At 70.9% G+C, this 20,243-nt stretch carries 28 protein-coding genes and 1 tRNA gene; 8 read left to right on the forward strand and 21 right to left on the reverse strand.

Translation table 11 applies throughout. The features are described from left to right. Positions 1 to 120 precede the first annotated feature (120 nt). The 8 genes from Sspor_RS23000 to Sspor_RS23035 form a co-directional block, all read right to left on the reverse strand. Positions 121 to 1,023, reverse strand: a complete 903-nt coding sequence (locus Sspor_RS23000; RefSeq protein ID WP_372499690.1) for an RNA polymerase sigma factor SigF — start codon at positions 1,021 to 1,023, stop codon at positions 121 to 123. 207 nt (positions 1,024 to 1,230) lie between these two features. Further along, a complete protein-coding gene (locus Sspor_RS23005; protein ID WP_167745563.1) occupies positions 1,231 to 1,392 on the reverse strand; it encodes a hypothetical protein in 162 nt (53 codons plus the stop codon). A gap of 478 nt (positions 1,393 to 1,870) precedes the next feature. Then, the gene (locus Sspor_RS23010; protein WP_158781067.1) at positions 1,871 to 2,161 is read right to left on the reverse strand and encodes a hypothetical protein; all 291 of its coding nucleotides are present in this window, start codon (positions 2,159 to 2,161) and stop codon (positions 1,871 to 1,873) included. A gap of 108 nt (positions 2,162 to 2,269) precedes the next feature. Then, positions 2,270 to 2,354: transfer RNA gene (locus Sspor_RS23015), tRNA-Ser, on the reverse strand. A 130-nt stretch (positions 2,355 to 2,484) separates the two neighbouring features. After that, the gene (gene tadA, locus Sspor_RS23020) at positions 2,485 to 2,913 is read right to left on the reverse strand and encodes a tRNA adenosine(34) deaminase TadA (protein ID WP_237404360.1); all 429 of its coding nucleotides are present in this window, start codon (positions 2,911 to 2,913) and stop codon (positions 2,485 to 2,487) included. A 50-nt stretch (positions 2,914 to 2,963) separates the two neighbouring features. Then, positions 2,964 to 3,512 carry a tRNA adenosine deaminase-associated protein gene (locus Sspor_RS23025; protein ID WP_202200829.1) on the reverse strand — a complete coding sequence of 183 codons (549 nt, stop codon included), beginning with the start codon at positions 3,510 to 3,512 and terminating at the stop codon, positions 2,964 to 2,966. Between the two features lie 284 nt (positions 3,513 to 3,796). After that, positions 3,797 to 3,976 (reverse strand): hypothetical protein, encoded by a 180-nt coding sequence (locus Sspor_RS23030; RefSeq protein WP_202200830.1) that lies wholly within the window; start codon positions 3,974 to 3,976, stop codon positions 3,797 to 3,799. 82 nt (positions 3,977 to 4,058) lie between these two features. Continuing rightward, entirely contained in the window at positions 4,059 to 5,069 is a 1,011-nt protein-coding gene (locus Sspor_RS23035) for a universal stress protein (RefSeq protein ID WP_237403984.1), read from the reverse strand. Between the two features lie 164 nt (positions 5,070 to 5,233). Here Sspor_RS23035 and upp point away from each other — a divergent pair, with 164 nt between their 5' ends. Beyond that, positions 5,234 to 5,869, forward strand: coding sequence for a uracil phosphoribosyltransferase (gene upp / locus Sspor_RS23040; RefSeq protein WP_030010426.1), 636 nt, complete (start codon positions 5,234 to 5,236; stop codon positions 5,867 to 5,869). A 111-nt stretch (positions 5,870 to 5,980) separates the two neighbouring features. Here upp and Sspor_RS23045 read toward each other — a convergent pair whose 3' ends face one another. Continuing rightward, positions 5,981 to 6,652, reverse strand: coding sequence for a LytR C-terminal domain-containing protein (locus Sspor_RS23045; protein WP_237403985.1), 672 nt, complete (start codon positions 6,650 to 6,652; stop codon positions 5,981 to 5,983). Between the two features lie 93 nt (positions 6,653 to 6,745). Beyond that, the gene (locus tag Sspor_RS23050; protein WP_030010424.1) at positions 6,746 to 7,042 is read right to left on the reverse strand and encodes a type II toxin-antitoxin system VapB family antitoxin; all 297 of its coding nucleotides are present in this window, start codon (positions 7,040 to 7,042) and stop codon (positions 6,746 to 6,748) included. 88 nt (positions 7,043 to 7,130) lie between these two features. On the opposite strand from Sspor_RS23050, the gene Sspor_RS23055 reads away from it, so the two are divergent. Both Sspor_RS23055 and opcA read left to right on the forward strand, forming a co-directional pair. Beyond that, positions 7,131 to 8,750 (forward strand): helicase HerA-like domain-containing protein, encoded by a 1,620-nt coding sequence (locus Sspor_RS23055; protein WP_202200831.1) that lies wholly within the window; start codon positions 7,131 to 7,133, stop codon positions 8,748 to 8,750. 20 nt (positions 8,751 to 8,770) lie between these two features. Then, on the forward strand, positions 8,771 to 9,703 hold the full coding sequence (gene opcA, locus Sspor_RS23060) for a glucose-6-phosphate dehydrogenase assembly protein OpcA (protein ID WP_202200832.1): 933 nt from the start codon (positions 8,771 to 8,773) through the stop codon (positions 9,701 to 9,703). Here the strand turns inward: opcA and Sspor_RS23065 are convergent. Both Sspor_RS23065 and Sspor_RS23070 read right to left on the reverse strand, forming a co-directional pair. Beyond that, entirely contained in the window at positions 9,652 to 10,125 is a 474-nt protein-coding gene (locus Sspor_RS23065) for a cupin domain-containing protein (protein WP_202200833.1), read from the reverse strand. The two genes, opcA and Sspor_RS23065, sit on opposite strands and share 52 nt — an antisense overlap. Before the next feature lie 129 nt (positions 10,126 to 10,254). Then, positions 10,255 to 10,866: an HhH-GPD-type base excision DNA repair protein gene (locus Sspor_RS23070; protein WP_202200834.1), complete on the reverse strand. Its 612-nt coding sequence runs from the start codon at positions 10,864 to 10,866 to the stop codon at positions 10,255 to 10,257. A gap of 117 nt (positions 10,867 to 10,983) precedes the next feature. On the opposite strand from Sspor_RS23070, the gene Sspor_RS23075 reads away from it, so the two are divergent. After that, on the forward strand, positions 10,984 to 11,796 hold the full coding sequence (locus Sspor_RS23075) for a VOC family protein (RefSeq protein WP_202200835.1): 813 nt from the start codon (positions 10,984 to 10,986) through the stop codon (positions 11,794 to 11,796). 143 nt (positions 11,797 to 11,939) lie between these two features. After that, positions 11,940 to 12,287, forward strand: a complete 348-nt coding sequence (locus Sspor_RS23080; protein WP_202200836.1) for a DoxX family protein — start codon at positions 11,940 to 11,942, stop codon at positions 12,285 to 12,287. Between the two features lie 48 nt (positions 12,288 to 12,335). On the opposite strand, the gene Sspor_RS23085 is transcribed toward Sspor_RS23080, so the two are convergent. The 8 genes from Sspor_RS23085 to Sspor_RS23115 form a co-directional block, all read right to left on the reverse strand. Further along, the gene (locus Sspor_RS23085) at positions 12,336 to 13,115 is read right to left on the reverse strand and encodes an ATP-grasp domain-containing protein (protein WP_202200837.1); all 780 of its coding nucleotides are present in this window, start codon (positions 13,113 to 13,115) and stop codon (positions 12,336 to 12,338) included. Positions 13,116 to 13,241: 126 nt separating this feature from the next. Beyond that, on the reverse strand, positions 13,242 to 13,724 hold the full coding sequence (locus tag Sspor_RS23090; RefSeq protein WP_202200838.1) for an MFS transporter: 483 nt from the start codon (positions 13,722 to 13,724) through the stop codon (positions 13,242 to 13,244). Continuing rightward, positions 13,721 to 14,113, reverse strand: a complete 393-nt coding sequence (locus Sspor_RS23095; RefSeq protein WP_202200839.1) for a hypothetical protein — start codon at positions 14,111 to 14,113, stop codon at positions 13,721 to 13,723. Before Sspor_RS23095 ends, Sspor_RS23090 begins: the two co-directional genes overlap by 4 nt. Before the next feature lie 360 nt (positions 14,114 to 14,473). Further along, complete coding sequence (locus Sspor_RS41590; RefSeq protein ID WP_323187622.1) at positions 14,474 to 14,716, reverse strand: thiol-disulfide oxidoreductase DCC family protein; 243 nt, start codon at positions 14,714 to 14,716, stop codon at positions 14,474 to 14,476. Next, positions 14,653 to 14,880, reverse strand: a complete 228-nt coding sequence (locus Sspor_RS41340; protein ID WP_308295927.1) for a thiol-disulfide oxidoreductase DCC family protein — start codon at positions 14,878 to 14,880, stop codon at positions 14,653 to 14,655. The genes Sspor_RS41590 and Sspor_RS41340 overlap by 64 nt, the downstream gene beginning before the upstream one ends. A gap of 77 nt (positions 14,881 to 14,957) precedes the next feature. Then, complete coding sequence (locus tag Sspor_RS23105) at positions 14,958 to 15,968, reverse strand: sporulation-delaying protein SdpB family protein (protein ID WP_202200840.1); 1,011 nt, start codon at positions 15,966 to 15,968, stop codon at positions 14,958 to 14,960. Further along, a complete protein-coding gene (locus tag Sspor_RS23110; RefSeq protein WP_237403986.1) occupies positions 15,965 to 16,507 on the reverse strand; it encodes an SdpA family antimicrobial peptide system protein in 543 nt (180 codons plus the stop codon). Before Sspor_RS23110 ends, Sspor_RS23105 begins: the two co-directional genes overlap by 4 nt. Before the next feature lie 174 nt (positions 16,508 to 16,681). Beyond that, entirely contained in the window at positions 16,682 to 17,344 is a 663-nt protein-coding gene (locus tag Sspor_RS23115; RefSeq protein ID WP_202200842.1) for a sporulation delaying protein family toxin, read from the reverse strand. Positions 17,345 to 17,596: 252 nt separating this feature from the next. Here Sspor_RS23115 and Sspor_RS23120 point away from each other — a divergent pair, with 252 nt between their 5' ends. From Sspor_RS23120 to Sspor_RS23130, 3 genes are read left to right on the forward strand one after another with little or no spacing between them, the layout of a single operon-like run. Beyond that, positions 17,597 to 18,061: a DUF1648 domain-containing protein gene (locus Sspor_RS23120; RefSeq protein ID WP_202200843.1), complete on the forward strand. Its 465-nt coding sequence runs from the start codon at positions 17,597 to 17,599 to the stop codon at positions 18,059 to 18,061. Positions 18,062 to 18,087: 26 nt separating this feature from the next. After that, positions 18,088 to 18,543 carry a hypothetical protein gene (locus Sspor_RS23125; protein WP_202200844.1) on the forward strand — a complete coding sequence of 152 codons (456 nt, stop codon included), beginning with the start codon at positions 18,088 to 18,090 and terminating at the stop codon, positions 18,541 to 18,543. 1 nt (position 18,544) lies between these two features. Next, complete coding sequence (locus tag Sspor_RS23130) at positions 18,545 to 18,904, forward strand: GntR family transcriptional regulator (RefSeq protein WP_202200845.1); 360 nt, start codon at positions 18,545 to 18,547, stop codon at positions 18,902 to 18,904. Between the two features lie 321 nt (positions 18,905 to 19,225). On the opposite strand, the gene Sspor_RS23135 is transcribed toward Sspor_RS23130, so the two are convergent. Beyond that, positions 19,226 to 20,194, reverse strand: coding sequence for a hypothetical protein (locus tag Sspor_RS23135; protein WP_202200846.1), 969 nt, complete (start codon positions 20,192 to 20,194; stop codon positions 19,226 to 19,228). Between the last annotated feature and the right edge of the window lie 49 nt (positions 20,195 to 20,243).

The raw sequence follows: 20,243 nt of genomic DNA on the forward strand, positions 1-20,243 counted from the left end.
GTCACATGTCGGCAACGCGCTGTAGCGCCATGTCGACATATATCTCCAGCGACAGACAGGCCTGGAGGGCGATCAGTCCGATCTGTCGGGAAACATGCGAATGATCTACGCTCGTTCCGGTTACGCCTCGATCCTGTTTGCGGATCTCAGTCGGGCGAAGCTCCGGGCGAGGAGTCGGGAGACGTGCATCTGGGAGACGCCGAGCTCCACGCTGATCTGTGACTGCGTCAGATTGTTGTAGTACCGCAGGAGCAGGATCCTTTGCTCACGTTCGGGCAGCTGTACGAGGAGGTGGCGGACGAGGTCGCGGTGCTCGACTCCGGCCAGCTCCGGGTCCTCGTAGCCGAGGCGGTCCAGCAGCCCGGGCATGCCGTCGCCCTCCTGGGCGGCCTCCAGGGAGGTCGCGTGGTAGCTGCGCCCGGCCTCGATGCAGGACAGCACCTCGTCCTCGGTGATGCGCAGCCGCTCGGCGATCTCGGAGGTGGCCGGCGTGCGGCCGTGGAGGGTCGTGAGGTCCTCGGTGGCGGCGTTGACCTGGACCCACAGCTCGTGGAGGCGGCGCGGCACGTGGACGGTGCGGACGTTGTCGCGGAAGTACCGCTTGATCTCGCCCACGACGGTCGGCATCGCGAAGGTCGGGAACTGGACGCCGCGGTCCGGGTCGAACCGGTCGATGGCGTTGATCAGGCCGATGGTGCCGACCTGGACCACGTCCTCCATCGGCTCGTTGCGGCTGCGGAAGCGGGCGGCCGCGTACCGGACGAGCGGGAGGTTGGCCTCGATGAGGGCCCCGCGCACCCGGCTGTGCTCGCTGGTGCCCGGCTCCAGGCCCTTCAGCTGGCCGAACAGGACCTGGGTGAGGGCCCGGGTGTCCGCGCCCCTGCTCGGGGGTCTCGGCGCGACCGGGGGCTCCTCGGGCGGCTCCGGGCGGGGCTCCGGGCGGTGTTCCCGCTGGGGTTCCGGCTGGGGCGGCACCTGGGGGTCCTGCTGGGGTGGCACTTGAGGCGCAGTACTGGCCGGCACGGTCACGCCACCCCTTCAGTCAACTCTCATCCATCAAAAGCGGTCATAGCATCACAAGAGATGTGCACTGTGCGCAAGCACCGTATATCGCCGTGTTGAGGGCAAGTTGGGCATAGCAGGGCAATATGCCCAGTGGTGGGTATACAAAAAGCCCCCCACCCGTCGGAGTGGGGGGCCGGAAGTCCGGGAACCGCTTCAGCGTACGGGTCAGCGCACCAGTTCGGTCATGAACTCGCCGATGCCGGAGGCGGCATCCGATATCCCCTGGAAGCCTATTTCCACGATCTCGGCCGCTCTCTTCGGCTGGGTGATGATCACGAAGAGGGCGAACACGGTGAGGGCACCCGTGATGAGCTTCTTGGTGTCCACGTGCGGGCGGCCTCCCCAACCGGTCCGAGCAAGTCGGGTGAGTCTAACCGGTCAAGATTGGACACTCACCTGTCCTTTAAGGACCAAGGGCCCGGTACTCCGGGCCCTTTGCCGTGGAGCGGGCGGTCGAGGCGGGCACAGGATGGGTGGGAGCCCACCGGTTCTGGCAGGAAACCGGTGGGTGAGGGGCAGGGCCTCACTGCGGGGTCCGAGCCGCGAGCTTCCCCCTGAACGCGGCCCGGACCGGCAGGTCCGCCCTCGTCGGGGGAAGTGGTTCGTCCCCCCGATGCCACTTCCCCCGTCCCACCCGTCGAAGGTCCCGGCTCCGGCCGGGACCTTCTTCACGTGGTCCGGCGGTCTGCCGGGCTGCTGGCGGGCCTGCCGGTTCCTGCCGGTTCCTGCGGGGCGTGCGCGGGGCGCTCGCAGGCGCACGAGAGGTGCACGAGAGGCGTGCGGAGGCGGACCGGGAACCGGTTGGCTACTCCAGGCCGCCGGCCAGGTCCGTGAGGGGCTGTACGGGCGCGATGACGGGGGCCAGCTGGTTCGGCAGCTCCATCAGCGCGTTGAGCTGGTTCGCGCCGGCACTCAGCTGCGACCCGATCTCCTGGACGGACGTGGGCTGGGCCCCGGCCGGCATCCCCGGCGCGGCCGCCGGCAGGTCCGGGAGGGTGAGGGGGGAGACCGGGGCGGCCGAGGCGGCGGGTGCGGCGAGGCCCGCGGCGGCCCCCGCGAGGGCGAGGGCGGCGAGCATGCGCTGGGTCTTGGTCATGCCGTGACAACGGCCGAGGGGGCGGGCGGTCACGCGGGTGTCCGCCAGAGAGGCGATCGGAATACGCCGAGAGCCCCGACCCTTACGGGGCGGGGCTCTCGATCGAAGCGGTAGTGGAGGGATTTGAACCCCCGATGGGTTGCCCCATACTCGCTTTCGAGGCGAGCTCCTTCGGCCACTCGGACACACTACCGAGATGGATCCTAGCCTAAGGAACCCCATCCGCTGAAATCGATGGGTCCGGGGGCGTCGCGACGGCCGTACGCAGGCCTTTTCCGGACCCTGGACCGGACGCGTGCGGGACCCCGGACCGATCCGTCGGCTCAGAGGTCACGGAAGAAGTCCGTCAGCTGCCGCGCGCACTCGTCCGCCAGGACACCGCGGATCACCTCGGGACGGTGGTTGAGCCTGCGGTCCCGTACGAGGTCCCACAGCGACCCGGCCGCACCGGCCTTCTCGTCGTCCGCGCCGTAGACGACCCGGGCGACGCGCGACTGCACGAGCGCGCCCGCGCACATGACGCACGGCTCCAGGGTCACCACGAGGGTGCACCCCGGAAGGCGCCATTCCCCGAGCTCGGCGGCCGCCCGGCGCAGTGCCACCACCTCGGCGTGCGCGGTGGGGTCACCGGCCGCCTCGCGTTCGTTGTACCCGGTGGCGAGGATCCGCCCGTCCGGGCCCAGCACGACGGCGCCGACCGGCACATCGCCGGCCGGCACCGCCCGGGCGGCCTCCTGGAGCGCCAGGCGCATGGAGTCCCGCCACGGGTCCCGTACGGGATCGGGGGTGTTCGCGGGGAGCACTAGCGGACGGCCTCCAGGACCTCGGTGGCGCCGAGGGAGTCGGCGATCTCCGAGAGGGCGTCCCCGTCGAGGGTCATCAGTTGTTTGTTGGTCACCCCGAGATCGTCCAGCAGCCCGGGGTCGCCGAGCGGACCGGCCGGTACCGGTTCCGCACCGGTCCCGCCCACCTCGTCCTCGTCGGCGTCCTCGTCCGTGAACGCGGCGACGGCATCCTCCTCGCCGTCCTCGGTGCCGTCCAGGTCCAGGTCGTCGAGTTCGTCGTCCTCCTCGTCGCTGCCCAGCAGCTCTTTGGTCAGCATCGAGCCGTAGGAGCTGCGGGCGGCCGCGGAGGCGTTCGATACGAAGTACCGCGGGTCCTCCTCGCCGTCCACGCGGACGACGCCGAACCAGGCGTCCTCCTGCTCGATGAGGGCGACCACCGTGTCGTCGTCGACAGCGGCGGACCGGGCGAGATCGATCAGATCACTGAGGGACTCGACGTCGTCGAGTTCCATGTCGCTCGCTTCCCACCCGTCTTCGGTGCGCGCGAGCAGTGCGGCGAAATACACCGTGACTCTCCCACTGGTCTTAGGCGTGCCGGTTGGAGGTCCCCCCGGCCGGAGGATGGGGCAGAACGGCTGTGCTGCTCGCCGCCCGTACCCCGCCCAATCGGCATCGTGGCAGAAACAGCGGCTTTGCGAGAGGTCTTCCGCGCTTGCGTCGTGCCGCGCCGTGCACCGGCAGGGGCCGTGCGGGGTTGCGGCGCGGGGGCGGCGGGGCCGTAGGGAGGGGTGTGGGGCGGGTGGTGCGGCCCGGACGTGTCGCGGCGTGCCGGGCCGGTGCCGGCGCCGGATCACCAGCGGAAGGTGCGCATGCGCATCTGCTGGCGCATACGGGCCGCACGGGCGCGGCGGGGCTGGACGCGATCGCGCAGCTCGCGCGCCTCCATCAGGTCGCGCAGGAACTGCGCGCGGCGTGCGCGGCGCTGCGCCGCGGTCTCCGGCACCTCGTCGTCGGGCTGCCTGTCGGACATCGGCCACCACCTGGCTGGTCGGTCGTCCCCCCTTGCACCCACCTTCCCCCGGACGGAGCGTTTGATGCCACCCCGTCGCAGGTCAGGCGTCGTCCTTGAGGGTCGGGACCACGGCGACCGGGCCGTGCGCGTGGTGGAGCACGGCATGGGCCACCGAGCCGATCGCCAGGGACATGGCGGTGCGGCGCGGGTGGTGGCGGCCCACCACGATCAGCGCCGCCGCCCGGGAGGCGATGACCAGCCGGCCGGCCGGGTCCCCGGGTACCGCGGCCTGCTCGACGGGGACGTCCGGAAAGCGCTCGCGCAGCGGGGCCAGCCGCTCCGTCTGGGAGCGCAGCATCTCCCGTTCGGCCGGTACGCCGTCCCCCTCGTCGGCCAGCCCCTCCGGCGGGATCACCGCGAAGGGGCTGTCGATCACCAGGTTCGGCGAGGGCGGGATGGCGTACGCGGAGACCACCTGGACGGTGGTCCCCCGCACGGCGGCTTCGGTGAACGCGAAGGTCAGTACGTCGTCGGGCGTCTCGGCGGCGTGCAGTCCGACCACCACCCGCCCGGCCGACAGCTCGGCGTCGGCGTCGGGGCGGGCGCCGCGCTCCGCGTGCGGGACCACCACGACCGGGCAGGCGGCCGTACTGGCCACGGCCCGGCTGCTGGAGCCGAGCAGCAGGCTGGCGAAGCCGCCGCGGCCCCGGGAGCCCATCACCAGCATCCGGGACCGGGAGCCGATCACCCGCAGCGCCTCGGGCACCGAGCCCTCCAGAGCCTCGTACGTGACCCCGGCGGGCAGCCCGGCGCCGGGGTCGAAGCCGGAGCCCGAGCCCGAGCCGGGGCCTGCTCCGGAGCCCGAGCCCGAGCCGGGTCCGCCGCCGAGCAGGGCCCGGACCCACTCGCGTACGGGGTCGGGGATGTCCTCCGGTTCGGAGGCGTCGTGCAGGGAGGCCCGGCGCCCGGCGTACAACTGGGCGTGGTCGGGCAGTACATGGGCGACGAGCAGCCCGCAGTCGTGCCGGACGGCCTCGGCCCGCGCCCACTCCAGGGCCCTCAGGCTGTGTTCCGAACCGTCGACGGCCGCGATCACCGGTGTGTTGCTCATCCGTCCAGCCTGCTGGGCGTCCACGCGGGTCGCATCCGCAGGGAAGCGGCGGGCGCGGCCGCCGCTTCGGACGCGAAGGGGCCGCGTCAGCGCGTAGCCTTTTGGGTGCAGGTCGCGTCGTGCGACCGTTTTTGCAGGTCGCAGGCTGAGTTTTGGAGGATGTTGTGCGTTTGCAGGTCGTCGATCACCCCTTGGTGGCGCACAAACTCACCACCCTGCGCGACAAGCGCACCGACTCCGCCACCTTCCGGCGGCTCGCCGACGAGCTGGTGACCCTGCTCGCCTACGAGGCCACCCGGGACGTGCGCACGGAGCAGGCCGACATCGAGACCCCCGTCGCCCCGACCACCGGCGTGAAGCTCTCGCACCCGCGCCCGCTGGTCGTCCCGATCCTGCGGGCCGGCCTCGGCATGCTCGACGGCATGGTGCGGCTGCTGCCGACCGCCGAGGTGGGCTTCCTGGGCATGGTCCGCAACGAGGAGACCCTGGAGGCCTCCACGTACGCGACGCGCATGCCGGAGGACCTCTCGGGCCGCCAGGTCTACGTCGTCGACCCGATGCTCGCCACCGGCGGCACGCTGGTCGCGGCGATCCAGGAGCTGATCAAGCGCGGCGCCGACGACGTCACGGCCGTGGTGCTGCTGGCCGCGCCCGAGGGCGTCGAGATCATGGAGCGCGAGCTGGCGGGCACGCCGGTGACGGTGGTGACGGCCGCGGTGGACGAGCGGCTCAACGAGCACGGCTACATCGTGCCGGGCCTGGGTGACGCGGGCGACCGGATGTACGGCTCGGCGGAGTAGCGCCGTACGGCGGTCCGGCGCGTCCCGCGCGGTGGTGCGCGGTGCGCGCCTGGAGCGTCCGGGGCGCCCGGAGCGTCGGAAGCGTCCGGAACGCCGGACGCGTCCGGCGCGTCAGCAGTTCTTGGGCGCGGGCACGGGGTTGGCCAGGAGGGCCAGCGCCCTGTCCGCGTCCTCCTTCGTACTCAGCTCCTTGAAGGCGTCGCCCAGGATCAGGTCGACGTCCGCGCTCTCGCGCGTGTCGGTCTGCTGGGTGGCGCCGGCGAGCTGTGTGCCGAGGACGGCGAAGACCGCCTTGTCGGTCGCCGGGGAGCCCAGCAGTATCCCCGTGCCGGGGACCTTCTTGTCGAAGGTGGCCGGGGCGTTGCCCACGTTCCCGATCACGAAGCCGCGTTTGGCCAGCTCGTCACCGACGGCCTTGGCCAGACCCGCCCGCGGGGTCGCGTTGTAGACGTTGACCGTGATCTCCCCGGGCGGGGGGAGCACGACCGCCGGTTTGGCGGCGGCCGAGGCGGTGGAGGCGGCGGCCGGGCCGCCCTTGGCGGCGGTACCGGGAGGCGTCGTCGGGCAGTCCTTGGCACCCGCAGCCGTGTTCCGCTTGGGGCTGTCGCCCCGGAACACGTCGATGAGCTGCAGGGCCCCGTAGCCGACCAGGGCCAGCGCAAGGATCGAGCCGAGTACGGCGAGGACGATCCGAGGACGGCTCCGCTTACGGCTCATACGGGGGTAGGCGGCTCCCGTGACGCGGTACTTTCCGCCCATGCCGGGGGGAGTGAGCATGCTCATGGGCGCAGCGTAGTGCGACCCGGTGTCGATGCCTACTAAATGATCTGCTGATAGGTCAATGGTGACCCGAAAGGCGCAATACAGGCGAAGTCGTCAGTCCATTTCGAGGACGCGCGCGTGCAGCACCTGGCGCTGCTGGAGGGCGGCGCGCACGGCGCGGTGCAGCCCGTCCTCCAGGTAGAGGTCGCCCCGCCACTTCACGACGTGCGCGAACAGGTCGCCGTAGAAGGTGGAGTCCTCGGCGAGCAGCGTTTCGAGGTCCAGCTGGCCCTTGGTCGTCACGAGCTGGTCGAGCCGGACCGGGCGCGGCGCGACGTCCGCCCACTGCCGGGTGGTTTCCCTGCCGTGGTCGGGGTAGGGCCGTCCGCTTCCGATGCGCTTGAAGATCACACGGAAAGCCTACCGGGCCGGTGCGTGCGGGCGCAGCCTCGTGACGGTGGTGCAAAAGTGGCGAACAGCGCTATTTGGGGAGTCACGCATGAGCGAGAGCACCGACCCCGCGGTTCCGGCGGACAAGACGGACCCGGCGGACCCGGCCGGCCTGATCGCCGCCGGGTACGCCTTCACCGGACCCGCGCTCGACCTCGGGGCACTCCTCTGGGACGGCGACTGCCTGCCCGACCGTCAGATCCGCATCCCCCTGGCGATGCTCAACCGCCACGGACTGGTCGCCGGAGCCACCGGTACCGGCAAGACCAAGACGCTCCAGCTCATCGCCGAGCAGCTGTCGGCGAGCGGTGTCCCCGTCTTCCTCGCGGACATCAAGGGCGACATCTCGGGAATCTCGGTGCCCGGTACGGCGGGCGACAGGATCGACGAACGGGCCCGCGACGTGGCCCAGTCGTGGGAGCCCACCGGATACCCCTGCGCGTTCTACTCGCTGGGAGGCATCGGCCCCGGAATCCCGCTCCGGTCCACGGTCACCAGCTTCGGCCCGGTGCTGATGTCCAAGGTGCTGGAGCTCAACCAGACGCAGGAGCAGTCCCTCGGCCTGATCTTCCACTACGCCGACACCAAGGGCCTGGAGCTGGTCGACCTCAAGGATCTGCGCGCGGTCGTCGCCTTCCTCGTCTCCGACCAGGGCAAACCCGAACTCAAGGGCATCGGCGGGCTCTCCACCGTGACCGCCGGAGTGATCCTGCGGGCGCTGACGGCCTTCGAGCAGCAGGGGGCCTCCGAGTTCTTCGGCGAGCCGGAGTTCGACACCGGCGAGTTCCTCCGCACGGCCGCGGACGGGCGCGGCCTGGTCTCCGTCCTGGAACTGCCCGCCGTCCAGGACAAGCCGCAGCTCTTCTCCACCTTCCTGATGTGGCTGCTCGCCGACCTCTACAACGACCTGCCGGAGGTCGGCGACCTGGAGAAGCCCAAGCTCGTCTTCTTCTTCGACGAGGCGCACCTGCTCTTCAGCGGGGCCTCGAAGGCCTTCCTCGCCTCCATCACACAGACGGTCCGGCTCATCCGCTCCAAGGGCGTCGGCGTGTTCTTCGTGACGCAGACCCCCAAGGACGTGCCGGCGGACGTCCTCGCCCAGCTCGGCAACCGGGTGCAGCACGCGCTGCGCGCCTTCACCCCCGACGACGCCAAGGCGCTGAAGGCGACGGTGCGGACCTTCCCCAACTCCGCGTACGACCTGGAGGAGCTGCTCACCCAGCTGGGGACCGGCGAGGCGGTCGTCACCGTGCTCAGCGAGAAGGGCGCCCCCACCCCGGTCGCGGCGACCCGGCTGCGCGCCCCGCAGTCGCTGATGGGACCGGTCGCGGCGGCCGACCTGGAGCAGGCCGTGACGTCCTCGCCGCTCTGGGCGCGCTACGCGGAGCCGGTCGACCGCGAGTCGGCGTACGAGAAGATCAGCGCCGAACAGGCCGCCGCGGAGGCGCGGGCAGAGGCCGCCGCGGCCGAAGCCGAGGCCGAGAAACAGGCCAGGGTGGCGGAGAAGGAAGCCGCGCGGGCCGCGCGCAGCGCCCCCAAGCCGGATCCCTCGCTGGCCGAGCAGGTGGTGGGGAGCGGGCTGTTCCGCTCGCTGGCCCGGTCGATCGGGACCCAGCTGGGCCGGGAGATCTCGCGCTCGATCTTCGGGACGGCGCGCAGGCGCCGGTGACGCGGTGACAGACTCGGTGCATGCGGACCGAACTCACCGACACCACGTCCAGCAAGGTCAACCGGGCCCTGCTCGAAGCACGCCGGGCGATAGGCAGCCCGACCATGGGGCTGGTGCTGACCCTTGTCCTCGCCACCGACGAGGAGAACGCGTACGACGCCGTACGCGCGGCCTCCGAGGCCTCGCGTGAGCATCCCTGCCGCATCATCGCGGTGATCAGGCGGACCTCGCGCGGCTCGCACAAGCTCCGCGCGAACCGCGTCGACGCCGAACTGCGCGTCGGATCCGACGCCGGGACCGGCGAGATCGTGCTGCTGCGCCTGCACGGGGCACTGACCGAGCACGCCGGCTCGGTCGTCCTGCCGCTGCTCCTGCCGGACGCGCCCGTGGTGGCCTGGTGGCCGGCCGACGCGCCCACCGACCTGGCGCGGGACCCGCTGGGCGCGCTCGCGCAGCGCCGGATCACGGACGCGGCCGCCGCCTTCGACCCGGTCGGCGTGCTCGACGAGCGGGCCGCGGGCTACCAGCCCGGGGACACCGACCTGGCCTGGACCCGTCTGACGCCGTGGCGCTCGCTGCTGGCCGCGGCCCTGGACCAGAAGCCGCTGCCGGTGACCGGCGCGGCGGTGGAGAGCGAGCCCGACAACGCGAGCGCGGAGCTGCTGGCGCGCTGGCTGGAGGACCGGCTGGGGGTGCCGGTGGCCCGGGTGGCGAGCGAGGGCCCGGTGATCACCGGGGTCAGCCTGCAGACCGCGGGCGGGGAGATCCGGGTGGACCGGCCCGCGGGTGTGCTGGCCACCCTGAGCCTGCCGGGGAGCCCCGACCGCAGGGTGGCCCTGAAGATCCGCAGCGGCGCAGAACTGATCGCGGAGGAACTGCGCCGCCTCGACGCGGACGTGGTCTACGGCTCCGCGCTGCGGCGGCGGCCGCTCCAGACGGTGCTCTCGGCGTAGTGGTTGTCGTAGGTCGCCGAGCTGTCCTTGATGTCCTGCACGGTGGCCTCGCCCGCGTTGACCCGGCCGAGGAGCCGGTAGTAGTCGAAGCGGCCCATGCCGGGGGTGAAGCCGACGAACACGGCGGCCGTGTGGCCGGCGGCCGGGGCGAAGGCGTGCTTCACGCCCGGCGGGACGGCGATGAAGTCGCCCGCGCCCAGGGTGTGGATCTCGTCGTCGACGAGGATGTCGAGCCGACCGGCGGTGACGTGGAAGAACTCGGTGGCCTTGGTGTGGAAGTGCACCGGGGCGCCCGCCGCGCCCTCGTCGAAGGTGGCGGTGTTGCAGGTGAGCTCGTCGGTGTCGGTGAGCAGGGTGATGAGGCTGCCGGGGCCGTCGTAGATGGCTTCGGCGGTGGCGGCGCGGGTCGCGATCTCTGTCATGTCCACCAATCTACGATCTTGAGCGACCGGAATCAGGGGTCAATCGGCGGCCCGTGTGGCCGGTCAATTCCGCGGCGCTCCAGGAGCTGACCGGGGGCGGTGCGCGGGCGCCCCCGGTGGTGACCCGGATCAGGAGCCGTCCGCGGCCTTGCCGGCTTTCGCGGCCTTCGCGGCGGCCTTCATCTCCTGCTTGTGGGCCCGCACCCTGGCCAGGGACTCCGGGCCCGTGATGTCGGCCGCCGAACGGTAGACGTTCGCCTGCCCGTAGCCGCCCGCGGCCTCCCGCCAGCCCGTCGGCCGCACGCCGAACCGCTTGCCCAGCAGGGCGAGGAAGATCTGCGCCTTCTGCTCCCCGAAGCCCGGCAGCGCCTTGAGGCGCTTCAGCAGCTCCTGCCCCGTCGCGACGTCCGCCCAGACCGCCTCCGCGTTCCCGTCGTAGTGCTCCACGAGGTACGCGCACAGCTGCTGGACACGCGTCGCCATCGACCCCGGGTACCGGTGGACGGCGGGCTTCTCGGAGAGCAGGGCGGCGAAGGCCTCCGGGTCGTACGCGGCGATGGTGTGCGCGTCGAGATCGTCGGAGCCGAGCCGCTGGGCGATCGTCCAGGGCCCCGAGAACGCCCACTCCATCGGCACCTGCTGGTCGAGCAGCATCCCGACGAGTGCGGCGAGCGGGCTCCGGCCGAGCAGCGCGTCGGCCTCCGGCTGCTGGGCCAGCCGGATGGTGATGTCCTTGTCCATGGCTCCAGCGTCCCGCCTGGGCGCGCTCCCCGCGCGGTCGCCGCACCGCGCGCCTAGCGTGAGTACGACCGTCTGCGACGACGACAGGTACGAGACGAGACGAGGAGTCGATCGATCATGTCTGAGTTCCCCGAGGGCGCTCCGTGCTGGGTGGACGCGATGTTCGCCGACGTGGAAGGGGCCAAGGCCTTCTACGCCGACGTGCTGGGCTGGACCTTCGGCGAGGCCAGCGGCGAGTACGGCAACTACACGCAGGCCTACTCGGACGGCAAGGCCGTCGCCGCCGTGGTCCCGCCGATGCCGGGGGCCGACGCCCCCTCGCAGTGGTGCCTGTACTTCGCCTCGCCCGACGCGGCGGCCACGGCCGAGAAGGTGACGGCGAACGGCGGCGAGGTGCTGATGGGCCCGATGCAGGTGGGCGCCTTCGGCACGATGCTGATCGCGAAGGAGCCGAGCGGCGCGGTCTTCGGCGTCTGGCAGCCGGGGGAGCACAAGGGCTTCGAGAAGATGGGCGAGGCGGGTTCGTACGCGTGGGCGGAGGTCTTCACGCGGGACCCGGCCAAGGCGGACGGGTTCCTGTCGAAGGTCTTCCCCTACGGCGTCCAGCAGATGGACCCGGGCGAGGACCCCGAGATGGCCGGCATGGACTTCAAGGTGTTCAGCGTCGGCGGTGGCGGGAACCCGGTGCTGGGCCGGATGAAGATGGACGACGACTTCCCGCCGGACGTGCCGCCGTACATCCAGGTCTACTTCGGGGTGCCGGACTGCGACGAGGCGGTGTCGAAGACCCAGAAGCACGGCGGGAAGCTGCACTTCGGCCCGATGGACAGCCCGTTCGGGCGGTTCGCGGCGGTCACGGACCCGCAGGGCGCCGCTTTCGCGGTGATCGACATGTCGACAACGGTGGGTGAGATGCCGAGCTTCGGCTGAACCCGGGCCCGGCCCTGAGCGCGGGCGGGAAGTTTTTTCGCGCGGCCTGTCACATCGGCGCCGCGGGGCGGGTCAGTGGGGTGAAGCAGGCGGGAGACAGACCGGAGCGAGTCCGCACCGGCGCCCGCCCGAGGGGAGCTCGGATGTCCACCACCGCTGTTGTTTTCGCCCTGGTCGGCGCGTTCATGGTCGGGTTCTCGGCGGCTTCGATGTTCCTCGGGGCGAAGTGGGTCGTGGAGCCCCTGGTCGAGTACGGCGTGCCGCGCTCGTGGTGGACCCTGCTCGCCACCGCGAAGGCGGCGGGCGCGGTCGGCCTGGTCGTGGGTGTCTTCGTACCGGCCATCGGCATCGCGGCGGCGATCGGCGTCGCCCTGTACTTCGCCGGAGCCGTGATCACGGTGCTGCGGGCGAAGTCGTACGCGCACGTCGCCTTCCCGGTGATCTACGCGGCCCCGGCGGTCGTGGCCCTGGCCCTCGGCTTCAACGGCTGAGCGGGCGGGGGAGACCGGCCGACGGCCTCCCCGCCCCCGGCCCCCTGCCTAGGGGGTCACGAACGGCAGGTCGGCTGCGCGGACGCGGTGGAGCGGGCCGGCGGCGCGCAGGACCACGTCCAGGACGGCCTCGGGCCGGGCGGCGTAACTGTTCGAGAACCACGGCATGTTGGCCTCCACCACCGCGTACCGGCCCGTCGCGCCGAGGAGGCCGACGTCGACGGTGACGGCGCTGGGCAGCTGCGCGCCCGTCGCGTCGAGCAGCGAGGCCGCGAAGGCGCGTACGTCGGCCCCGCGCGGATCCTCGTCGAGCGGCGCGGGGTCCAGGCGCCCGTGGACGGCGTACCGGCTCCCGGCGGCGATCTCCCCGTCGAGCAGGAACAACCGGTACTCGGCGGTGAAGTCCACCACCCCGGAGACGAGCACGGGGGTGGCGGCGGGCAGGGACCGCGGCAGCGGCGCGTCCGGCCCGTACACGGCGGGCGGGAAGGACTTCTCGCGCGGCGGCTTCACGAACGCCGGCCGCCCGGATCCGGTCAGCTCCCGCGCCGCCCGGCCCAGGGTGGTCAGCTCGATCCGGCGGCCCGTGAACCGCTCGGGCAGGCGCGTCAGCCAGTGGTCGGGCGGTTCCAGCAGCCCCAGCCCGAGCGGGCCGGCCACCCGCGCGGCGGCGTGCGGACCACCGCACCAGTGCACGGCCCGGCCGGCCAGCTCGCCGAAGCCGGGGCCGAGGGCCCGGACGGTCATCCCCCGGCGGGCGGCGGCCTCGGCGAGCAGTCCGGCCGTGGTGGTCGGCCGGGCGGGTATCAGGAGCACATCGCTCGTCATCCGGCCATTGTGCCGACCGGCCGGAGCGGGGACCGGGGCCGCGGACGGGGACCTACGAGGACACGGCGGCCGGCGCCGGACCGTCCGGCGCCGTCCGGCCGTCAGGCCCGCCCGGTCCCGCACCGGTCACAGGTCGTCGCCGCCTCCGACGCGGACGGTGTGGGCGTGCGCGGCGGCGGCCGCCCCGTACGCCCCGGGCCCGACCCGGCGGCGGCGCGCGCGGACCGCGAGGGCGGACAACAGCATGCCCACCCCGGACGCGATCGCGAGCAGCAGGCACGCGCTGGACAGGCCGGCCGCCAGCGCGTCCGCCGCCGGGTCCCCGGCCGAGCTCCGGGACTCCCCCACCGTCGCGTTGACCGTCGCCACGGCCGCCGTGAACGCGGCCGCGCCGATGTACCGCGCCATGTTCGAGATGCCGGAGGCCGCGCCGACGTCGTCGGCGGAGACGGTCGAGGTGGACGCCGAACTCGCGGGGCCGTTGACGAGTCCCAGGCCGGTGGCCAGGAGCACGAGCGGCAGGACGAACGCCCCGTACCGCCAGTCGCCCTGGACGAACACGAGCAGCGCGCAGCCGGCCGTCGCCGCCGCGAAACCGGCGGCGATCACGGTCCGATGCCCAGCCGCTGGACGATCCGGGGCACGAGCGGGGTGATCGCGATCAGACCCACCGTCGCGGGCAGCGTGGCCAGACCCGCCTCCAGCGGGCTGAGCGCGAGCGTGGCGGGGTTCTGGAAGTAGAGGCTGACCAGGTACATCAGACCGTTGATCACTCCCGCGCTCAGCAGGATCCCGATCGTCGCTCCGATCAGCACACGGTTTTTCAGCAACCGCAGGTCGACGAGGGGGGCTTCCACCCGGCGCTCCACGGCGACGAACGCCACAGCGGCCGCCGCCGCCAGCGCGAAGCAGCCCAGGACCTGCGCCGAGGTCCACCCCCACTGTGCGCCCTCGCTGAGCGCGAGCAGCGCCGGGGCGAGCACGGTGGCGATCAGCACGGTCCCCGCGAAGTCGATGGAGCGGCTGCGATCCGGATCCTTGGATTCGGTGACGCCCCTCAGCGTGACGGGGATACAGGCGAGCGCGATGGCCGCGTCGGTCCAGAACAGGCCCTGCCACCCCGCAGCCGGGGCACACGCAGAAGGCCCCGGCCGGTTTCCCGGTCGGGGCCTTCAAGTGCCCGGTGAGGCACTGGCGGAGGATACGAGATTCGAACTCGTGAGGGGTTGCCCCCAACACGCTTTCCAACTCGGCCCCGTCCGAACAGCCCCGGACGGAGGCGAATGAGACCAGAACCGAGACCGGCTACCAAGTGATCGGCCTGGTGGCTGTGACCCCAAGCCCGCCCGAGTGTGGTGTCAGGCGCCGTCACGGGTCGCGGGCCGCAGATGGGCGGGCAGGGAGCAGGCTGCCGTTGCGCCTGGGAGGCGGTGGCCGTTCATGGCCACGGCCCGGTACACGAGCCGGGCGGTCCAGTTGAGCGGGGGCATTGCCATGGCCTGTCCCGCGAGCCGCCAGGAACGGTGCGGGCTCTGCTTCAGCAGGTGGGCCACCGCTTCCGCGCCGCCGTGCACGACGGCAGCGTCGGCCTCGATCCACAGGACCTCGCGGTCGGCTTTTCGGCGGTGACGCCCAGTGTCTCCAGGTCGGCGAACTGCCAGGGGGTGATGTCGGCGTCGGTGTCCAGCGGGCGCACAGCGGTGTTGACGGCTTTGGTGCAGAAGTCGCGGTCGCCGTCGAAAAGCAGGATTGGACGTTCGGCCATAGGGATTCTCCTTCGCCTCCCGAGCTGCTGACGCAGCCTTCGGCGTGCGCACCCTCGTGTGCGGCTCCCTGTCGGCATTACTGCCGACTTTGTGTGAGTCCCGTTTCGTCCATCTGCCCGCGCCGTGGGGGTGCGGCCGCCCCGGCTTGCTCGCCGACGTGCACCGGCTCGGCCTCTTGTTCGGGCGTGGAGGGTGTGGGGACTGCCGGTTCGGTGATGTGGAACTGGATGGTGGAGCCGAGTGGCAGGCACAGAAGGAGGATTCCTCCGGCCATGGCAAGGGCGAAGCTCCACAGGCCCATCATCAGGGCGATGGAGAGGTGGAAGAGGAGGCCGGCGCCCATGGCCCACCATCGCAGGCGCTGCGGCAGCAGTAGGGAGATGGCCAGGGAGCCCTCGATAACCAGAGGGAGCCAGGTCATCAGCGCCACTCCGAGCGGGGTGCCGATGACAGGTGCGATGAGCGTGTCAAGCCATGGGGCGGGGCCGAAGTCGAGGTTGGTGCCCCAGTACCACATGGCGGTTCCGTCCTGCCATTCGGAGTGAGGCAGTTTGGCGACGGCGGCCTGGAAGTAGACGACGATCATCTGGAGGCGCAGCATGACCAGCCCGCCGGTACCGATGAGCGCGAGTAGTTGGGTGGCGCGCGTCTGCGGCGTCCGGACTGGAGGTTGTGCCCAGTGCCAGCGCCGCCTGTCCCCGAGGGCTGGGAGGACGAACAGGACGGAGAGGATCAGGGCGATCTGGTCGCCGCCGTCGACGATCGCGATGCCAGAGAAGACGCTGTAGTTGATGTAGGCGTGAGGCAGTGCGGTGAGCCTGGGACGCCAGCCCGATGCGACGACCAAGAGGGCGATGACGCACGCCCATTTGATCCAGGTCAGGTGCGTGTAGTCGTCCGGAGAAAGGCAGAAGAGGCTGGCTGCGGTGGTGGAGGTGCAGGCCGGGTAGTTCCCGATGGTGGCCACGGGCCGGAACAGGGTTTCGGCACTCGATGCGGCCAGGGTTCCGGCGGTGCCCAGGGCAACGAGGGTGCGGGCGAGGCCGTAGACGTTGGTCCAGGGCAGCGGGATGCGTCTCTGGTTCACGGGCACGTCACATCCCAGACAGCGATGCGCTCGGGGGTGTGAGGCTCAGGGGAGAGGTCACGCCAGGCCCAGGGAACCGGCCGCATCTCCGCCACGGCGGCGCGTCCGCACAGGGTTGGGTCCGGCGAGGGGTTGGTCGTCGTCGTTGCCTGGGCTGCTGCTCTCTTCAGGCAGTCCGTCACCGAACGCGTTTCCGCGCACGGGGTCCACGTGACGTTCTCCTGGTGGAGCAGCAGGGCTACCTCGATGCCCTGGGACCTGGAAGCGCGGTCGAGCCCGAAGGCGTTCGACGGCCTGGAGTGCGGGGTGAGCGCCGCACTGTGCCACTGACCGCCGGTCATGCGATAGGGGGCGTACTGAGGGTCCTTTGCGGACTTGGTGAAGAAGGCCCAGCCCTGGGGAGCCACCACGGTCGCCACCTTCCGGGTCTTGCCCTGCCCGGGAAGGGAGATGGTGTTGTGCGGCAGGAAGCTCTGGGCCACGTAGAGGCAGATGACGACCCAGGCCGCGGTGGTCGCCGTGACCCAGATGCGGGGCACTGTGACCGAATGGTCGGGAGAGTGGGAGTGCAGCTGAATTCTGTTGGTGAGACGCATGGGAAGGGGGTGCCCTTGACTGGTCGGCGAAGCCTGGTGGCCTGCGGGAGCGGAGGACGAGGGCAGCGGGCCGGCCGCCAGGCGCCTTGGAGGCCGGCCCGCCGCTGTGCGCCGCGCCTAGGCCGCCAGGACCCGCGTCAGCCCGGCGATCTGCTGGTCCTTCGTCAGGGAACTCCCGCCGTTGCCGGGCGCGGACCAGAAGTTGAGCGCGTTCACGATGTTGCCCGCCGCCTGGATGTTGACGGCGACGGCCGCGTTGATCGCGCCGCCGAGGTTTACGGCGATCAGCACGTTGACGGCGAGCACCACGGTCGCGCACTGAGCGGTTCCGGTCCCGATGTCGCCGGCGTTGGCCGCCTTCGAGGATGCCAGCGACTGCAGGATCTTGCCGGCCTCGGCGACCCCGCTTTCTACCTGTCGCGGGTCGCCGGAGCGGAGCTTCACCGAGAAGGAGCCGAAGAACTGCGGCTGCTCCCTCTGTATCCGGTCCAGGACCCCGGATACGGCCTGCCTCTGCTCGGCGGTGCTGTTCTTCTCGCGGAGGGCCGCGACGTCCACGAACATGCCGGATTCGGCAAGCTCTGCTGCCACGTCGCCCTGGGCGAAGGCCAGGCCTTCGAAGAGGGCCCGACCATCCTGGGTGGCCTCGGCCGTGGACGCGGCGGCTAAGGACGAACCCGCCCGGCTCGCTACGGGTGTGGCCACGGCCTGCTGGGCTACGACACTGCCGAGGCCGAGGATGGTTACGGCGGCGATGGCGACGCTTGTGCGCCTGTGCATGTATAGCTCCCTGTTTCTCGTGATGTTCCAGTGGTTACTCATCGCAACCGTGGATCATGGACGAGTGAAAGCTACAAGTGTTCGATGACAGGGCAACGTTCTTTATGGGGCGACGTCAGGCGATCAAGCCAAGTGCTCACAGCTGCGTGTAGCTGACAGCAGCCCTGGGTACGCGGATCACCAACCGATATGTTTGTTCTATCTCGATGCAAACAAATTCAGTGACCTGATCCGCAGAGAGGATCGATGTCGATGTCGACGCATCCCGCGCCGCCTGCCAGCCTCACGCGACGCGCGGCCTTAGTCGCCGCGCCCTTCGTCGTCGGGGCAATGGCCACCTCAATCGCGTTCTTGCTGCTCCGGGACTCGTTCCCCGACAAGATCGCCACCCACTTCACCCTCGACGGCGCCGCCGACGGCTACAGCTCACCCGCCACGACACTTGGCCAATACATGCTGTTGTTCGTGATCGAAGCCGCCGGCACCATCGCCGCGGGCTTCTCCTCCAGGTCGGCCCTGACGACGGTCAGGTCGCTGGCCGTCTTCGCCTCCGGCCTGTCCGCCGCTACCGCCTACGCCTTGGTTGCCGCCATGCGGGCCGTCGGCGATTCCGACGGACACGGCATCCAACTGCCCCTCTACCAACTGCCTGTAGCCATCGCAGTCGGTGCAGCAGTGGGCGCTGTGGTCTGGCTTGTCTCCCGGAGGCGGGCATGAACCGCACTTCCGCTTCGCACCCGGTCATGGTTTGGCATCGCTTCCTGGCCAGCGGCTGGATGCTCGCCACCGGCGCTGTCTCGGCTGTCGGCCTGACTGTCGTCGCGGTCGTCGACCGTCCGCACAGGGCCATCGCCCTGTGGCTCCTGATCGTCTCCGCGGCTTTCCTGGCGACCGGAGCCATCCGCGTCACCGTCTCCGCCCACGGCGTCACCGCCGGCTCCGCTGTGCTTCCCTTCCTGCGCCGGCGATTTCCCCTCGAACGCATCGAGAGCGCCTCCGCCCGCTGGACCCGGCCCACTGAGATCGGGGGATGGGGCTACCGCTGGAACCCGGGCCTCAGCTCCATATCGCTGCGCGAAGGTGACGCCCTATGGCTCACCCTGACAGGCGGCAAGCAGTTCGTGATCACCATCGACGACGCCGGCACCGCCGCCGAACTCACCAACGATCTCCTGGCTCACGGACGCAAAGGTCCCTGACATGCTGGTCACCATCGACCCGTCCTCACCCCAGAGCCTCGCGGAGCAGATCGCCGCCTCCGTACGCCGCAGCATGGCCGACGGCAAGCTCCGCAGGGGCGACCGCCTGCCCTCCGCCCGCGCCTTGGCCCGCACCTTGGACATCAACATGCACACCGTCCTGCGCGGCTACCAGATCCTCAGGGACGAGCGGCTCATCGAACTCCGCCCCGGACGCGGCGCAGTCGTCACCGCCGAAGCCTCCGGCCAGGCCCTGGTCATCGACGCATGCCGACACTTCATTTCCCTCGCTAGAGGAACAGGCATGACAAGGCCCGACATCCTCCGACTCATTGCCGAACAGCTCGATCCGACCACCTGAACAGAGGCGTTCCTGTCCGCAGCGAACCCGGCATCGGTCGGGTCTGACGGCTGGACAGACCCGACCAGGGCTCGCCTGATCCGCCGCGTCGACGAGGAAGGCTCGATCGGAGGGAGCGCCTGAGTGGGCCGGGCCCTCGGGCGGCCCACCGGCGGCCTCACGATCACCGCACGCGGGCCAGGAGACGCCGAGGGACCCACGTGGAACACGGAGCGGTTCGGGCAGCGGGGCCCCGCCCGGACCGCCCCGGAAGGGGGCGAATGGGGGCCTGAATAGATGGCTGTCCGCATGATCGGCAGTGCGGCCAGGCAGGTTCCGCAGCTAGTTCCGGGCCATGGCGTACTCGAAGCACGTCTCACAGACCTGGAGGGCGCCCTCCCCACCATCGATCAACGTGCCGCACTTCGCGCATTCGGTGAGGTTTCGGAACGCCTCGCCACAGTGGAAGCAGAAGCCCCGGTCTTCCTCCTTGAAGGCGGCGACCCGGACGCTCTGCACCAGCGCTTCCCCGTCGCAGGCAGGGCATGTGTACCTGGGCGGGCTACCGCCGTCCTTGACCATGGAGAACCAGCTGTCGCCGAGGTGCTCGGCGGCGTACTCCTCGGCTGCCTGCTCCGGCTCCCACGGCACACCGCAGAAGAGACAGGATGTCGCGCCCTCGTGGGCGACCATGGCCCACTGGCCGCAGGCCACGCACTGAACGACGTGCCTCGCCATGCTGTCGAGCTCGGGCTGGATCCTCGCCATACGCGACGTGACCAGAGCCTCCACTCGGCTCAGGCTCTCGCGCACGGTCCCCATGTGTGTGTCGAGGCTGGAGAGGTCATCCCCTGACAGGTGAGGCCGGAGTTCCTGGTTCACGAAGTCGAGCAGGAAGTCCAGCACCAGCACAGTACGAGACCTGACCGCCAGCGCCGGCTCGGTGAGACCGAAGTGCTGCAGACGGTTCCGCTGTGATGCGAGGTGCGTGATGTGGCCCTTGGCCTCTGACGGGACCTCCACGCCGGCATCGGCGCGCAGACGCTTGATCGCTGTGTCCACGTTGCAGCTTTGGAACCCGCCGCGGTCGAAGGCGGCCCTGTCGGCCTCCTCCGCCTTCTTGAAGGTCAGCCGCCAGTCGAAGGCGATCAGCCGAGCTTTGAGAAGCACCTCCGTCGCGGCCTGCAGATGGAGGACGGCGTACTTCAGGCTGCGAGGGCCTGGGGCCCCGTCGAGGTGCTCCATCACGCTGATCAGGTAGTCCATCCCGTTTTCGACAGGCGGGAAGTGCACCTGCGGTTCCTCGGACACCTTCGTTCCCCTCGTGCAGCTCTGGGTGCGTGGTTCGGGTCACACGGTG

This window comes from Streptomyces spororaveus, assembly GCF_016755875.1.
GTDB lineage: Bacteria > Actinomycetota > Actinomycetes > Streptomycetales > Streptomycetaceae > Streptomyces > Streptomyces spororaveus.

Excerpts from the sequence above, each read along its gene's own strand:
- Sspor_RS23010 (WP_158781067.1), bottom strand. The coding sequence starts at position 2,161 with ATGACCAAGACCCAGCGCATGCTCGCCGCCCTCGCCCTCGCGGGGGCC.
- tadA (WP_237404360.1), bottom strand. The coding sequence starts at position 2,913 with ATGCGCCTGGCGCTCCAGGAGGCCGCCCGGGCGGTGCCGGCCGGCGAT.
- Sspor_RS23030 (WP_202200830.1), bottom strand. The coding sequence starts at position 3,976 with ATGTCCGACAGGCAGCCCGACGACGAGGTGCCGGAGACCGCGGCGCAG.
- Sspor_RS23035 (WP_237403984.1), bottom strand. The coding sequence starts at position 5,069 with ATGAGCAACACACCGGTGATCGCGGCCGTCGACGGTTCGGAACACAGC.
- Sspor_RS23045 (WP_237403985.1), bottom strand. The coding sequence starts at position 6,652 with ATGAGCATGCTCACTCCCCCCGGCATGGGCGGAAAGTACCGCGTCACG.
- Sspor_RS23055 (WP_202200831.1), top strand. The coding sequence starts at position 7,131 with ATGAGCGAGAGCACCGACCCCGCGGTTCCGGCGGACAAGACGGACCCG.
- opcA (WP_202200832.1), top strand. The coding sequence starts at position 8,771 with ATGCGGACCGAACTCACCGACACCACGTCCAGCAAGGTCAACCGGGCC.
- Sspor_RS23065 (WP_202200833.1), bottom strand. The coding sequence starts at position 10,125 with ATGACAGAGATCGCGACCCGCGCCGCCACCGCCGAAGCCATCTACGAC.
- Sspor_RS23070 (WP_202200834.1), bottom strand. The coding sequence starts at position 10,866 with ATGGACAAGGACATCACCATCCGGCTGGCCCAGCAGCCGGAGGCCGAC.
- Sspor_RS23075 (WP_202200835.1), top strand. The coding sequence starts at position 10,984 with ATGTCTGAGTTCCCCGAGGGCGCTCCGTGCTGGGTGGACGCGATGTTC.
- Sspor_RS23080 (WP_202200836.1), top strand. The coding sequence starts at position 11,940 with ATGTCCACCACCGCTGTTGTTTTCGCCCTGGTCGGCGCGTTCATGGTC.
- Sspor_RS23085 (WP_202200837.1), bottom strand. The coding sequence starts at position 13,115 with ATGACGAGCGATGTGCTCCTGATACCCGCCCGGCCGACCACCACGGCC.
- Sspor_RS41340 (WP_308295927.1), bottom strand. The coding sequence starts at position 14,880 with ATGGCCGAACGTCCAATCCTGCTTTTCGACGGCGACCGCGACTTCTGC.
- Sspor_RS23115 (WP_202200842.1), bottom strand. The coding sequence starts at position 17,344 with ATGCACAGGCGCACAAGCGTCGCCATCGCCGCCGTAACCATCCTCGGC.
- Sspor_RS23120 (WP_202200843.1), top strand. The coding sequence starts at position 17,597 with ATGTCGACGCATCCCGCGCCGCCTGCCAGCCTCACGCGACGCGCGGCC.
- Sspor_RS23125 (WP_202200844.1), top strand. The coding sequence starts at position 18,088 with ATGGTTTGGCATCGCTTCCTGGCCAGCGGCTGGATGCTCGCCACCGGC.
- Sspor_RS23130 (WP_202200845.1), top strand. The coding sequence starts at position 18,545 with ATGCTGGTCACCATCGACCCGTCCTCACCCCAGAGCCTCGCGGAGCAG.